The following is a 14,519-nucleotide window of genomic DNA, read 5'->3' on the forward strand; positions in this document are numbered from 1 at the left end:
GCCCTCTCCACCTCCGGCCGGCAGCAACTCCTCCAGCTCGACCCGCGCACGGGCCACGCCACCCCCCTCGCGCGTCTGCCGGTCGGCACCGGCCACGGGAACTTCACCGCAGGCACGGTGTACGTGACCCCGGACGGCGGGGTGCTGGAGCTCAACGCCCTCGGGACAGCCGGTGGGGTGCGGCTCTACCGGTAGCGTCCGGGGGCGGCCGGCGCGCGAACCGAGGCAGGACGACCGGAGCCGGGCGCGCGGACGGGCAGGAGCGGCGGTGAACTGCTATGGCGTGCCGTATCGCCGATTTGATTCCGGATTGATCGTTTAGGGTTGTGCAGGCCGTGTCGGGGCTAGGTTGTGGATTCGGGCAGGGTGTGGTTGCTGGTCTGCCCAGCTTTTCCACTTGTCCATAGGTCTCGGGCCCTTTCGGGCAGGTTGGTCAGGGCGTGTCAGAGGGCTGGCGGCGCATGCACCGTGCTGACGAGTTGGGTGAAGTCCTCACTCCAGGGCCAGCGTTCGGGCAGGTGCAGGGTGAGGTGGCGGGCGTAGCGGGCCAGGCGGGCAGGCACGTTGATCCTTCACGGTCACCTTCGCGGGGCGGCCGTGTTCGGTGCCTTCCTGGTCCGTCCCGCTGGCATCAAGTGCATCTCACCGCTCATGCCAAGGCTGTGGCGTCGGTAGCGCATGGCCAGGGCGCTGGGCGTGGGCGATCCGCTGAGGGTCCAGAGCCTACATCGTGCTGCCTCCGGGATTCAGGTTGAAGCGATCGGATTGTAGTGCTGGGGCACACAGATCACGCGACTTCCTGTCGCATCATCACCACACCACCACCACAACGCCCTTGTTCGATCACGATCTGATGACGATCCACCCTCGGTGTCGAGTGTGCATTTGCGACCCTGTGTGATCAAACGTTGGATCTAGTTGACATCCGAGTGCGCATGAGTGATCTTGGCGATCACTTTTGGCCGTACATGAACATCTCTTGACTTTCGGTGGCGCGAAGAGGATCTAGACCGCGAGAATCCCCGGCCTGTATCTCTTCTGTGACCGTGGGTGCCACCTGCGCCCGGATATACCAGAGGAGTCTCGTGAGGACCAGCCACACAGTCCGCTTCCGGAGAAGACCGGGCGCCGGATCCCTGTCAGGCTCAACCCGGCGGATGGCAACAGCGCTTGCGCTGTTACTGGTCACCGAAGCAGCAATGACACTCTCGGCTACCGGACAAGCCGTCGCCATCCCTGCTCACAAGGCGCGCACCATCTCGGCGGTGAAGTCCGGCTCCGCCTCTACTGGACCGCTCTCAGCTCCTGATGCTGCGTCAGCATTGGCCACGGCCCGACTACGCAAACGCAAGGTCGAGATCCTCGACCAACTCACCGCCAAGACGACAACCTGGGCGAATCCGAACGGCTCACTGACCACCCGGTCATATGCCGCGCCGATCCGGTTTAAGCGAGCCGGGCAATGGGTTGATGTTGACACCACCCTACAGGTGAATGCCGGGGGTTCTGTCACGCCCAAGGCCCAGCCTAATGGCTTGGTGCTCGCGTCCGGTGGCAAAAACGCCGTGCTTGCTGACGAGGGTTCGGGCAAGCACCGGGTCGCGGTTGGCTGGAAGGGTACTCTTCCCAAGCCGTCTCTCAAGGGTACCACCGCCACCTACGCGAACGTCGCGCCGGGCGCGGATGTGACCGTGCAGGCGACGCGGACCGGCTTTGAGGAGAACGTGATCCTCAAGTCGCGCCCCAAGGCCGGTTACACGGTGACCATTCCTGTCTCCGCGAATGGACTGACGGCCAAGCAGCGCAAGAACGGCGCGATCACCTTCACCGATGCCCACGGCAAGGTCGCCGGCACGATACCGGCGCCGGTGATGTGGGACGCGAAGGTGGACGCCAAGTCCCTGGAGCACCCGCACCGGGCGCCGGTAAAAATGACCATGTCCCAGGCCGGGGACACAGTGAATCTCACCCTGACCCCGGACACAAAGTTCCTGGCTGACCCCAAGACGCGGTACCCGGTCACGGTGGACCCCTCCACGAGCCTTTCTCCCCTGCTGGACACGTTCGTGGAGAACACCGACACGACCGCCGAGTACGCATCGACCGACCTGAAGCTGGGCACCTATGATGGCGGCACGGACGTCGCCCGCTCGTTTCTGGAGTTCCCGGTCCTCCAGCTCGACAACACGCAAATCCTGTCCTCGTCGCTGAATCTTTACGAGTACTGGGCCGGTGACTGCGTCCAGTCGGCGTGGGAGTTGTGGGAGTCCGGAGAGTCCTCCTCGGACACGGTCTGGTCGAATCAGCCTGTCTGGAAGTCGAAGTACGCCTCGACCACCCAGACCAAGGGCTACTCCAGCGACTGCGCCAGCCCCATCGCGGCCGGTTGGGTCTCCATCGACCCCTCGACCTTCCTTCAGTACGCCGGTGACAACGGCTACGACGTCGCCTACATGGGGTTGAGGGCGTCCGACGAGACGGACAGCAGCGGCTGGAAGCGTTTCTACTCCGCCAACGCCGCTGCCAACGTGCCCTACCTGTCGGTAACCTACAACTCGTACCCGATGCCGTCCGCCCCCACAGTGGCGCCCGGCGTCTCCTCGGTCTCCGGCTCCACCACGACTCTCTACACCAATACGGCCACCCCGCAGCTCCAGGCGGCTGTCACCGACGCCGACGGCGGCAACGTCATGGCCCAGTGGAACGTCTACGACACCACTGGCGGCGCCAACACCAAGGTCATATCCAACCTCAACGGCAGCTGGACCGCCTCCGGAGGCATCTCCAGCGCCTCCGTCCCGGCCGGAACACTGGTGAACGGTCACACCTACACCGCATGGCCCTATGGCTACGACGGCTCCCTGTGGTCGCGTCAGACTGTCCCGAACGGACTGGTCTTCACGATCGACACCACCAAGCCCGGCACGCCGACGGTCACCTCCACGGACTACCCCTCCGGCGGCTGGGGCAAGGGCGCCGGCCAGAGCGGCACCTTCACCATCACCCCGCCCTCCGGGGGCACGGACACCGCCGGCGTCGTCTGGCAGCTCGACTCCGGAGCCCAGAACACCGTAGCGACCACCGGTACCGCCGTGAACATCACCGCCACCCCCCCCACGGACGGCCCGCACACCCTGACCGTCTCCACGCGCGACAATGCCGGCAACCTGTCCGCATCAACGATCTACAGCTTCAATGCGGGTAACGGCGCCGTCACCTCGCCCACCGACGGCATCAGGACCGCGCGGCGTGTCACGCTGACCGCTGCCGCGCCGTCATCGACGTGGCAGTCGGTGAAGTTCCAGTACCGGCGATCCGCCGCGGACACCTGGACGACTATCCCGGTCGCCGATGTGACGTCCGGCGGCAACGCTGTGGGCAGCTGGCCAGTGGCCGTCACGAGCGGCGCCTCTTCCCCGCTTGTCTGGGACGTTGCCGATACCTTGGGCGATGACGGCTCGGTCCAGGTCCGTGCCGAGTTCACGGACACTTCTTCGGCGATCCACGACTCCTCCGCCGTAACCGTCACTTTGGACCGCGCGGCCACGCAGACCGCCAGCGCCTCAGTCGGGCCGGGCACGCTCAATTTGTCGACCGGTAACTACACCCTGACCGGCCCGGACACCTCCGTCTTCGGAATGTTGGTCGGCCAGACACTCGATTCCCGCACCTCCCAAGGGAGCCCGCCGGCCGGTCAGATCGCGCCCTTCGGGCCAGGCTGGCAACTGGCCGGCGGCTCTGCGACGGCGTTGACGGACTTCACCGAGATCCGTCCGGTAACCTCCACCGCCGTAGAACTCGTCCGCTCAGCCGGCTCACAGGTCTCGTTCACCAAGAACAGCGACGGGTCTTGGACTCCGGAGCCCGGCGCTGAGGCGTACACACTCAGCTACAGCAGCTCCGCGGACTCCTACACGCTGACCGACACCTCCGGGACGACGACGGTCTTCACCAAGTCCTCCACCACGGCGGGTGTGTGGGCTGTCGCTTCGACGAGTCCGGCCGGCAGCGGTACCACGGTGCGCTATCGCTTTGACTCCGTGACCAGCGGCGGCATCACCTCGATGCGCCTGGCCCGGATGGCCGCGCCCACGTCCGCGATCTCCGACCTCAACGCGTCCTGCCTCACGCCGGCGACGCCGGCGCTGGGCTGCCGGGTCCTGGAATTGGGCTATGCCGCCGCAACCACCGCGACGGGCACGACCAGCGGTACGTTCGGCGACTACACCGGTCAGGCCAACAAGATCGTGATGTGGGCCACCGACCCGTCCACGGGTGCGGAGACATCCAAGACCGTCACCCAGTACGCGTACGACTCCACCGGCGCCCTCCGTCAGGTGTGGGACCCGCGGATCACGCCCAACCTTGTGACCGCGTACACCTACACCTCGGCCGGCCGGGTGGCCACACTCACGCCTCCGGGCCAGCTCCCCTGGACGTTCACCTACGGCGCCGCGGGCACCGACGGCGACACCAACGCGGGACGCCTGCTGAGCGTCTCCCGCCCGACCCTCACCCCGGGCTCCGCGTCATTGACCAACGGCACGGCAACCAGCACCGTCGTCTACGACGTGCCCCTCACCACCTCCGCGGGCGGCCCCAACGCGATGGGCGCTTCGGATGTGGCCGCCTTGGCTCAGGCCGATGCGCCGACCGACGCCACAGCGATCTTCCCCGCCGATCAGATTCCCACCTCCAACACCGGATCCGGGCACCTCACCTCCAGCTCCTACACCCGCGCCCAGATCCACTACCTTGATGTCAACGGGCGCGAGTCCAACACCGCCTCCCCCGGTGGACACATCACCACCACCGACTATGACGCTTTTGGGTACTCCGCTCGCCAGCTCAGCGCTGCCAACCGTGAACTCGCCCTGGCCGCGAGTTCCAACACTGAGCTCAATGTGCTCGGACTGGCAGCGATGACCACCGCGCAGCGTGCCAATCTGCTGTCCACGGTGGACGTCCGCGACAGCAGCGGCGAGCTCCTGACCGACACTTACGGCCCGCTGCACCAGGTCACTCTGGAGCACGCGTTGGCCGCCTCAGGTACCAGCGCTGCCCGACTGGCCGGCTCCGTCGTCGCCGCCCGGACACACACCCACAACACCTACGACGAAGGCCGTCCCACCGACGGCGCTACGGATGTGTCCGGCCTGGTCACCACTGCCGTCACCGGCAGCGCCATCGCGGGCTACACCACGGACGCGGACACTCGCACCACCAAGACCACCTACGACTGGACGCTGGGACAGGCGACCAAGACCACTGTCGACCCGGCAGGCCTGGCGATCACCACCGCAACGGGTTACAACGCCGCGGGCAACGTGATCTCCAACTCCCAGCCGTCCTCTACCGGCTCTGACGCCGGTACCACCACGACCACCTACTACACCGCTACCGGCAGCAGTCCCTGCGGAGGCCACCCCGAGTGGGCTGACCTGGTCTGCCAGACCGCCCCTGCCGGCGCTATCACCGGTGGTGGCTCCAACCCGAGCCAGCGGGCCACCACAACGACCACTTACACTCTGTACGGCATGCCGAGCACGGCGACCCAGACCGCCAACGGCGTCACCCGTACCACCACCATCAGCTACGACGCGGCAGGCCGCGAGAGCACGCTCGCGGTCTCCGGTGGTGTCGGCCACGCTGTGCAGACGACGACCACGACATACAACACGATCAACGGCCAGCCGGCGAAGATCTCCACGCCGGACGGCGCCGTGAACAGCTGGAGTTACGACCAACTCGACCGTGGGATGTCCTCCACTGACGCGGACGGGAACATCGCCGCCGTCCAATACGACGCCCTGGACCGCCCCACGCAGACCAGCGACTCGGCGCCGTCGACCACCACCTACACCTACGACACCAGTAAGGACCCGCGCGGTGTGCCGACGACGCAGACCGACTCCAACGCCGGGGCCTTCAGTGCCACCTATGACGCCGATGGCAACGTGAGTACCGAGTCTCTGCCGGGATCGATCACCCTCAAGATCGCCACCGACGAGACCGGACAGGCCGCCTCCCGGGTCTACACCGACGCGAACGGGAACGTGCTGCTCTCCGACCAGGCGGGTTACTCCGGAACCGGGCTGGAGATCAGCCGGGCCCAGTCCACCACCGGAGGCCTTGGCGTCAACAACACGTACACCTACGACGCCGCGGATCGCCTCTCCGATGTCAGCCAGACCGTCCTCACAACCAGCGCCACCACTGGCGCGACCAGCACCTGCACCACGCGGCACTACGCCTTCGACAAGAACTCCAACCGCACGGGCCTGACCACGGCCGTCGGCGCCGCCAAGGCGGCCTGCCCCACCAGTGGTGGAACCACGGCCAGCCACAGCTACGACAGTGCCGACCGTCTGGTCGACAGCGGCTACACCTACGACGCCCTCGGCCGCACGACCGCTGAGCCGAGTGGAACGACGACCGCGTACTATGCCAACGACCTGGCCTACCAGCAGACCTCCGGCGCCAGCCGCGTCACCTGGCAGGTGGACCCCCTGGGCCGCAGCCGGTCCTACACGTCGGAAACCAACACATCCGGAAGTTGGGCCCAGACCGCAGCCCGCACCAACCACTACGACGGTTCCGCGGACTCGCCCTCCTGGATTCGCGAGAGCACGAGCGCCTACACGCGCAACATCAACGACATGGCTGGAGACCTCAGCGCCATCTACTCCTCGGCGAAGGGAGACATCCTGCTGCAACTCACCAATCTGCACGGTGACATCAACATGGTGCTGCCCATCAACGACAGCGCCACCCCGGTCCTGGTGATGGCGGCCGACGAGTACGGCATACCACTCACCGGTACCAGCACCTCGCGCTATGGCTGGCTGGGCGGCAAGCAGCGCTCCAGCGAAACGCCCACCGGCGACGTACTCATGGGCGCCCGCCTGTACAACCCGTCACTCGGCCGCTTCCTTCAGACCGACCCGGTCTTCCAGGGATCTGCCAACGCCTACGACTATGTGGACCAGAACCCCGTCACCGGGCAAGACCTCGACGGCACCAGGAGCGGTTCGTACTGCCGGAACGGCAAGATGTGGAAGTACTGCCGGCTCTACCTGAGCGAATACGACACCCACCAGCTCATTGACGCGCTCAACTGGGGCGCGTCGGTGACCACCGGCCTCGCCATCGCCGTCGGGGCCGCGGGAGGAGAGGGCGCGGCGATAGTCATCGGCTTGATTTCCGCCTTCTTGTGGATGAGCGAGGGAACGGTCCAGTGGATCGACGACCGCGGCCACAACCGGGGTATCTACCTGGAAGTCGACTTCTTCGCCGACTGGCAGTTCAGCGTCAGGCACTGGAAGTGGGTCCGCCATTGGATCCCCTACTGGGGAACGGTGGCGCACCAGTGATCTGAGACGTACCCGGGGGTGGGAAAACCCTTCCCACCCCCGGGCGTTCGGCGACACCGACAACAAATACTGATGCTGATCGAGGATAGGATTCCGGGAATGACCAGCCATGGACTCGACGCCAGCCACGTCTTCCTGTTCGCTGTCGCCGCGGCCGGCATTGTCATCAGTGTGCTCTCCCTAGCGCGAGTCGGCCCCTGGAAGGACCGCCCGCAGAGAACGGCGCTGCCCGTCCTGCTCCTGAGCGCCGGGATTGGCATCGGGGCGCTCTCCGGTGTCCCCTCGACCCATCGGCTGCTCTGGGACTCGATACTCTTGCCGCCGAGCATGGTGCTTGTGCTCCTCAGTGTGTACTTCTTCCTGCGCATAGGGGCAAGTCGCTAACCTGCGTGGGAATCCGGGTGCCGCGGGGTTAAAAGGCGGCTTCCTCAAGATCGCTCTGCTCTGACGCCGAGGCCGAGGCGAAGCCCCGGACCGGGACCCGCAAGCAGACCGACGAGAAGTAACCCAGCCCGGCCCCAGACCTCCAGAATCGGCTTCATGATCATTGTTGAACCGCCCCGGTTCGAGTAGAGGCTCGATTTCATGAAAGGATCGAGTCATGGCAAGACCTTCCCGTTACCCCCTTGAGCTCCGCCGCCGTGCGGTTCGCATGGTCGCCGAGGTGCGCGACGACCATGCGAACGAGACGGCCGCTTTGCAGGCGGTGACCGAGAAGCTCGGCATCGGGTCCCGCGAGACGCTGCGGAACTGAGTGAGGCAGCACGAGATCGACGCGGGGACGCGTCCGGGGACGACGACGCTTGTCTAGGGCTTCTGCCACCACAGCGGGAAGGCACTTTCGGTGGCCTCGCCGACGGCGGCGAGGCCATCGCCGACCTCGCTCTCCTGCGCGATCAGCCCAGCGCAACAGGCCCCAAGCGAAAGGCAGAGGCTAGCCCCGTCCTCCGCACGTCACTCGGGAGAGTGAAGATCGAATGCTTGGATCGGTGGGGTTCGAGGTAGAAGCGGACCCCAGCCCGGCGTCCGCATCGTGAGATTCCGATGCCATCGCGAGCCGGTAATCGCGCTCTCGCCTTCTTCGAGGGGTCGTCCTTCGGGGACGTATGGAACAAGCTCACCGTGGGACTGCGCGGACTGGCCGTGACCCGCCCGTGCGCCTCTTCGCTGTCGCGGGCCCGGCGCCGGCTGGGCAGCGTCCCGCTGCGCTGTCTGTTCGAGGTACTCGCGGGGCCGGTGGCCACCCCGGCACAGCCCGGTTCCTTCTACCGGGGGCTGCTAGTGGTCGCCCTGGACGGAACGACCCTCATTGCCCCCGACGAGAAGGCGGTGACCTGGTACTACCCCAAGCACATCGGCAGCGTCCTCGAATTCGGGTACCCCTTGATACGTCTGGTGGCCCTGGTCGAGTGCGGTACACGCGCGTCTTCAGTGAACGGTACCGTTCACTGAAGACGCGTCATGATGATTCCGCAGACGAAGACCCCGCGGAAAACCGGGGGCAATGGGGGCCGCACTCGCGGTCGAACTGGAGCGGACACGGAGCGTTCGCTGTTGACCGCGTCTCGCGCCCGGGGCAGGGCGAAGGTGGCGGTGGTGCGCATCGACTGGGTCAGCACGTTGAAGTGCCGCGGGTCGCGGGCGCAGGTGGCCACGAAGGTGTCGAACAGCTCGGGCGGGAGGCATTCGTTGAGCGCGCGGCTGCCGGTGGGGTCTATGCCGAGGCGGTAGCCGTACAGCCCGTCGCGGCGCGAACCGTAGCGTTCGTAGACCGCCACCGAGACGCCGGCCTTCTTCAGGCCGTGGGCCAGGCACATTCCCCTGGTTCCGCCGCCGATGATCAAAACGTGCATGAGGGTCACTTTCCTGGTGAGAGTTCCGCTTACCGAAGAGGGCACGCTTGTGTTCCTCACCGGGCCGGGCCGGTCGGACCATCACGGTCCGACCGGCCCGGCGATGATCAGCGTGGCGGCGAAGCCCAGCATGTAGGCCGACACCGTCCACTGCGGTTCGGCCGGGGTGGCTTTCAGTCCTTTGCCGATGGAGGGCAGCGCGGTGTTCACGATCGATCCGTCGATCATGTCCAGCAGTGCCGCGAGGATCATCACGAACGCCGCCGCGGCGGGGTGTCCGTCAGTGAGAACGTGCCGTTGGCGCCGACGGTCGCGCTGCCGGCCTTCACGCCGCCCGGCGACGCGAGATCGGTGCGCGTCACGGCGACGGTGGCGCCGGCCGCGATGGCGGGGTCCGAGGTCAGTGTGCCGGTCAGGGTGAGCGGCTTGGCGCGGGTGGCCGTGGCCGGGGCCTTCAGGGTCAGCTTGGCGGCGGCGCGCGAGACCTGGATGGCGGCCTGGGCGGTCGTGCCGGCGTGCTGGGCGTCGCCCGAGTAGCTGACGGTGTAGGTGGCCGTGCCCTGGGCGGGCGGGGTGTCGGTGAAGGAGAAGGTGCCGTCGCCCGCGACGGTCACGGCCGGTGGCGGTGTGCCGGTGCCGCCCGGTGCGGCGGAGTCGGTACGTGTGACGGCGACGGTCGTCCCGGCGGCGAGCGCGGTGTCCGAGGAAAGCCTTCCGCTGACGGTGAGCTGCTTGCCCGTGGTGCCGGTGGCGGGGGCCGTCAGGGTGAGGCTGCTGGCGGCCTTCGTGGGGGCGTCCAGCACGCGCAGGGTCAGGTTGGAGGACCCGGCGGTCCCGGTGACGGCGAAGAGCTTGCTGCTGTCCGGCGCTCAGGCGAGGCCGGCGCTCTCCAGGTTCGTCCCGAGCTCGTACTCGCGGAACGCGCTGCTGTTGCCCGGCTCGTAGAGGTAGATGTCCGGCTCGGACGAGCCGTCGATACCGCCAGCGACCGTACCGTCGTCGGCGATGGCGACCGCGTTCGGGTAGGCGGCGGAGCCGTAGCGGCCGTCGGCCGACAGGTCGGCAGTCGAGAACACCTGGTGGTATTAGGGTGCGCCGCTGGCCATCACGACGTCCTTGTCGTCCGGCGTGATGGCCAGGTCCATGAGATTGCTGGCGTTGCCGCCCGGTCCCAGGCGTACGCCTTGGAAGCGGCGGTGCCCGATGAGACGTCGTAGACCTGGAGTTCGACCGGGCTCTGCCCCTCCACCCCGGCCACCAACTCCCCCGGGTCCGCCGGGGACGACGCCAGCAGCGGCGCGGAGTAGAAGCCGTGGCTGCTGCCCTCCTGGCCCAGCGTGACAACCGGGTCGGCGCCGGACAGGTCGAGCGAACCGATGTTGCCCTGGGTGGCCGTACCGTAGCCGAACCACACCTTCCCCCCGGCCACCGCCGGGTGCAGCGGCGCGGTGCCCGGGCCGGTCTTGTACCGGGCAGTTTCGGCCAGCGCCGATGTGTCGATCGCGGAGATCGCGTCCGCGTTCGGCAGCGCCACGTACAGCGTGCCCGAGTCGTATGAGAGAGCGAGCCCGGCGGCACCCGGCTCCGAGGTGATCTGGCCGACGACCTGGCCGCCGTAGTCGGTGACGACGACGCTGCCGCCGGTCGGGTCGCTGATGAAGAAGTGCTGGTGGACGGCGTCCACCACGATGTCCGACGCCGAGGTGATCGGCAGTTTGGTGCTGCTGTCCGCGGCGTCGGCAGTGGCAGCGGCAGCGGTGAGACCGATGCGAGGACGGTGGACGGACCGTCCCGATGGCTATGCGATGTGTAAGCAAGCTGGTTGATGCCCCCCAGGCACAGGTGAGTGGCCGTGTGATCCGGCCATCGACAGCGGAAGATTCCGCTATCCCTGTGACAACGCTGTGGGGGGTTGTGCAGCGTACACACCACCCCCCCAACGCCCTTGCCGCCGCCGGGTTTTATTTCATCCCGGCGGAGATCCAGCTGAGCGAAGCGGGCAGCATCTCCCGCCAGACCTTGAAGTTGTGGCCGCCCCGGGTGAGCGTGAGCAGCTGGCTGGTGCCCTGGTGGTGCAGGACGCCGAGCATCATGCGGGCGGCGTAGACCGTGTCGCCGTCCTGGTCGCTGCCGGCCATGAGGAGGGCGATGCCGGGCTGGTGCTTCTCGGAGCGCAGCACCAGGTAGGGGTTGTTGGCGCGGGCCAGCGCCGGGTGGTGGGTCACCAGGCTCGCTAGGGGGGCGTTGTAGCCGGAGAGGCTGACGGCCGAGTGGAAGGTGCGGGGGTAGTGGACGGTGAGGTTGACGGCGCAGTAGGCGCCGGCTGAGTAGCCCATGACGGCCCAGTCCTTGGCGGCGGTGTCGGCCCGGAAGTCCTTCTTGACCAGGCCGGGGACGTCCTGGCCGAGCCAGGTGGCGGTCTGGCTGCCGCCGGGGATGTTGGCGCAGCCGGGGTCGTTGTGGCCGAGAACGTTCATTTTGGCGGCGACCAGGATCATGGGCTTGGCCTTGTGCGCGGTGATGAGCGACGCCAGCTCCTGCTGGGCGTCCATCGCGGTGAACCAGGCGCGTGGGGTTCCGGGGTAGCCGGGCAGCAGCTCGACGACGGGGAAGCGGGTGTGGCGGTAGGCCGCCTGGTTGTACTGCGGAGGCAGCCATACGTATATGTCGCCGGTGATGTGAGAACGGGCGCCGGTGGCGGTGGCGGTGAGGACGTCGGGTTTGAAATTCGCGAAGGTGAGCGGGCGCACGGATCCCTCACCGCCGCTCCCGAGTGCGCCCGTGGCGCTGAGGTGGCTGCCGGAATCCATGTGGACCTGGGTGTTTCCGCTGCCCAGCAGGTCGCCCCAGTTGTCGTACAGGCCGTAGCTGTTGTTCACCCAGACCAGCACCACCAGGACCGCGGCTGCCTGGCTGAGGACGGTCATCCCCACCCTTGCGGCGATCCGGACCGGCCCGGGACCCGGCACCCGGTTCCAGGTCAGGACCATGACAGCCGGCACTGCCAGTACGAGAATGACGGCGAGGGCGAAGAACGACGTGCCCGTAAGACTCATGAGGTGACCTCGGCCTTCCTGGAGCTTCCTAAAGGAATCCGTTCAAGAAGACGGGAGGCCGGGCCGCCGGGTTTCGCCGGTGTTTCAGCTGTGATGAAAACGACGGGTAATCTTCGGGCCGCACCGATGGTCAGTTTCCGTGACAGATGGTCACCGATATGCGGACCCTCAAGGGCGGACCTCGTATCACGTTGGACCACCTCTATCGGAGCCCTGGCGCTCGCGGCAGCTCAGAGCTCACTCGCCGGCGGCTCCGGTGTCCGATCCACGGATTCTCGACACGCGGCTGTCACCTGGGCGGGATATGTTGGATGTGACAACCAACTATCTCAGGGGAGGGGTATATCGATGGACGCGTCGGGGCCGCCAAACCCGCACTACAAGTGGATCGCACTGTCCAACACCACGCTCGGCGTGCTGATGGTCATGATCAACCAGTCGATCGTGCTCATCGCGCTCCCGGACATCTTCCGGGGCATTCACCTCAATCCGCTGGATCCCGGGAACACCGGTTATCTGCTGTGGATGATGATGGGCTTCATGGTCGTCACCGCCGTCCTGGTGGTGACCTTCGGCCGGCTCGGCGACATGTACGGCCGCGTACGCATGTACAACATGGGTTTCGCCGTCTTCACGATCTGCTCCGTGCTGCTCTCCGTCAGCTGGATGGACGGCAGCGCCGGCGCCCTCTGGCTGATCGGCTGGCGGATCGTCCAGGGCATCGGCGGCGCGCTGCTGTTCGCCAACTCCACGGCGATCCTCACCGACGCCTTTCCGGCCGACCAGCGCGGCACGGCGCTGGGCATCAACTCCATCGCCGCCATCGCCGGCTCGTTCCTCGGGCTGCTGCTCGGCGGCGTGCTGGCGCCGGTCGACTGGAAACTGATCTTCCTGGTGTCGGTGCCGGTCGGGATATTCGGCACCATCTGGGCGTACGTGAAGCTGCACGACACCGGAGTGCGCCGGAAGGCGCGGATGGACTGGTGGGGCAACATCACCTTCGCCCTCGGGCTGATATCCATCCTGGTCGGCATCACCTACGGCATCCAGCCCTACGGCTCCAGCGCCATGGGCTGGAGCAGCCCGTGGGTGCTCGCGGCGCTCATCGGCGGCGCGCTCGTCCTCGTGCTCTTCGTCGTGATCGAGAACAAGGTCCCCGAGCCGCTCTTCCGGCTCAGCCTCTTCCGGCTGCGCGCCTTCACCGCGGGCAATATCGCCAATCTCCTCATCTCCCTGGGGCGCGGCGGGCTCCAGTTCGCGCTGATCATCTGGCTGCAGGGAATCTGGCTGCCGCTGCACGGCTACAGCTTCCAGGACACCCCGCTCTGGGCCGGCATCTATATGATCCCGCTCACCATCGGGCTGCTGCTCGCCGCGCCGGTCTCCGGCTGGCTCTCGGACCGCCTCGGCCCCCGGGCGTTCACCGTCGGCGGGGCGCTGGTCATAGCCGCGAGCTTCGGCGCGCTGATGGTGCTGCCCACCGACTTCAACTACTGGATCTTCGCCTTCCTGCTTGTCCTCAACGGCGTCGGCTCCGGGCTCTTCATCTCGCCGAACCGGGCCGAGATCATGAACTCCGTCCCGGCCGAGTCACGCGGCGTCGGCGCCGGGATGAACGCGACGTTCCAGAACGCGGCGTCGGTGCTCTCCATCGGCATCTTCTTCAGCCTGATGGTGACCGGACTCACCCACACCCTGCCCCCCGCGCTGCATGACGGGCTCATCCAGCAGGGCGTTCCCGCCTCCCAGGCGTCGGCGCTTTCCCACCTGCCGCCGATCGGGGTGCTCTTCGCGGCCTTCCTCGGCTACAACCCGTTCCAGCAGCTGCTCGGCAACAGCCTGGCCAAGCTCCCGGACGGCGGCGCCCACATCACCAGCAAGGAGTTCTTCCCGCACCTGATATCCGAGCCCTTCCACAAGGGCATCGTTGTGGCCTTCTGGTTCGCCGTGACCGCCTGCCTGATCGCCGCGGTCTCCTCGCTGCTCACCGACCGGGTGGGCCGCAAGCACCCGGCTCCGGACTGGCCGGCGGAATCGCTCGGCTCGGAACTGGCCGCCGTCGCCGGCGAGGGCGCGCTCAGCCTCAGCGAGCTCGTGGTGCCGGACGAGCCGCCGCGCTGACCATCCGGGCGCCGCGCCGGCCCCCGACCGCGCGGCGCCCGTGTCTCCGTGATCCATTAGTGCGATTTTCGGACGCCCCTATGTGGCGGTTTGTGAGTTTTTTCAGTTCGTCGCAT

At 67.0% G+C, this 14,519-nt stretch carries 11 protein-coding genes and 1 pseudogene; 6 read left to right on the forward strand and 6 right to left on the reverse strand.

The window, feature by feature from the left end; genetic code table 11:
* From FCI23_RS56780 to FCI23_RS30160, 5 genes and pseudogenes are all read left to right on the forward strand, one after another.
* The coding region (locus FCI23_RS56780) for a hypothetical protein (protein WP_169316996.1) at positions 1–195 on the forward strand (195 nt) is incomplete at its 5' end.
* A 1,343-nt stretch (positions 196–1,538) separates the two neighbouring features.
* Entirely contained in the window at positions 1,539–7,373 is a 5,835-nt protein-coding gene (locus FCI23_RS30150) for an RHS repeat-associated core domain-containing protein (protein ID WP_246144205.1), read from the forward strand.
* A gap of 99 nt (positions 7,374–7,472) precedes the next feature.
* Entirely contained in the window at positions 7,473–7,757 is a 285-nt protein-coding gene (locus tag FCI23_RS30155) for a hypothetical protein (protein WP_136727115.1), read from the forward strand.
* 217 nt (positions 7,758–7,974) lie between these two features.
* Positions 7,975–8,124, forward strand: a pseudogene (locus FCI23_RS56785) (IS3-like element ISMyma3 family transposase); the annotation flags it as partial.
* Between the two features lie 293 nt (positions 8,125–8,417).
* Complete coding sequence (locus tag FCI23_RS30160) at positions 8,418–8,825, forward strand: transposase domain-containing protein (RefSeq protein WP_136727116.1); 408 nt, start codon at positions 8,418–8,420, stop codon at positions 8,823–8,825.
* Here FCI23_RS30160 and FCI23_RS30165 read toward each other — a convergent pair.
* From FCI23_RS30165 to FCI23_RS30190, 6 genes are all read right to left on the reverse strand, one after another.
* Positions 8,819–9,226 carry an FAD-dependent oxidoreductase gene (locus FCI23_RS30165; RefSeq protein ID WP_136727117.1) on the reverse strand — a complete coding sequence of 136 codons (408 nt, stop codon included), beginning with the start codon at positions 9,224–9,226 and terminating at the stop codon, positions 8,819–8,821. The genes FCI23_RS30160 and FCI23_RS30165 overlap by 7 nt on opposite strands.
* An 81-nt stretch (positions 9,227–9,307) precedes the next feature.
* Positions 9,308–9,478, reverse strand: a complete 171-nt coding sequence (locus FCI23_RS30170; RefSeq protein WP_246144182.1) for a hypothetical protein — start codon at positions 9,476–9,478, stop codon at positions 9,308–9,310.
* Positions 9,478–10,029 carry a hypothetical protein gene (locus tag FCI23_RS30175; protein WP_136727118.1) on the reverse strand — a complete coding sequence of 184 codons (552 nt, stop codon included), beginning with the start codon at positions 10,027–10,029 and terminating at the stop codon, positions 9,478–9,480. The genes FCI23_RS30170 and FCI23_RS30175 overlap by 1 nt, the downstream gene beginning before the upstream one ends.
* Before the next feature lie 66 nt (positions 10,030–10,095).
* Complete coding sequence (locus FCI23_RS30180) at positions 10,096–10,302, reverse strand: hypothetical protein (RefSeq protein ID WP_136727119.1); 207 nt, start codon at positions 10,300–10,302, stop codon at positions 10,096–10,098.
* Positions 10,303–10,331: 29 nt separating this feature from the next.
* Positions 10,332–10,910 (reverse strand): YncE family protein, encoded by a 579-nt coding sequence (locus tag FCI23_RS30185; protein WP_136727120.1) that lies wholly within the window; start codon positions 10,908–10,910, stop codon positions 10,332–10,334.
* Positions 10,911–11,187: 277 nt separating this feature from the next.
* A complete protein-coding gene (locus FCI23_RS30190) occupies positions 11,188–12,282 on the reverse strand; it encodes an alpha/beta hydrolase (protein ID WP_136727121.1) in 1,095 nt (364 codons plus the stop codon).
* A 348-nt stretch (positions 12,283–12,630) separates the two neighbouring features.
* Here FCI23_RS30190 and FCI23_RS30195 point away from each other — a divergent pair, with 348 nt between their 5' ends.
* Complete coding sequence (locus tag FCI23_RS30195) at positions 12,631–14,403, forward strand: MFS transporter (RefSeq protein WP_136727122.1); 1,773 nt, start codon at positions 12,631–12,633, stop codon at positions 14,401–14,403.
* Positions 14,404–14,519 lie beyond the last annotated feature (116 nt).

The sequence above is a fragment of the Actinacidiphila oryziradicis genome, from assembly GCF_005047355.1.
In the GTDB taxonomy this organism is placed as follows: Bacteria; Actinomycetota; Actinomycetes; order Streptomycetales; family Streptomycetaceae; genus Actinacidiphila; species Actinacidiphila oryziradicis.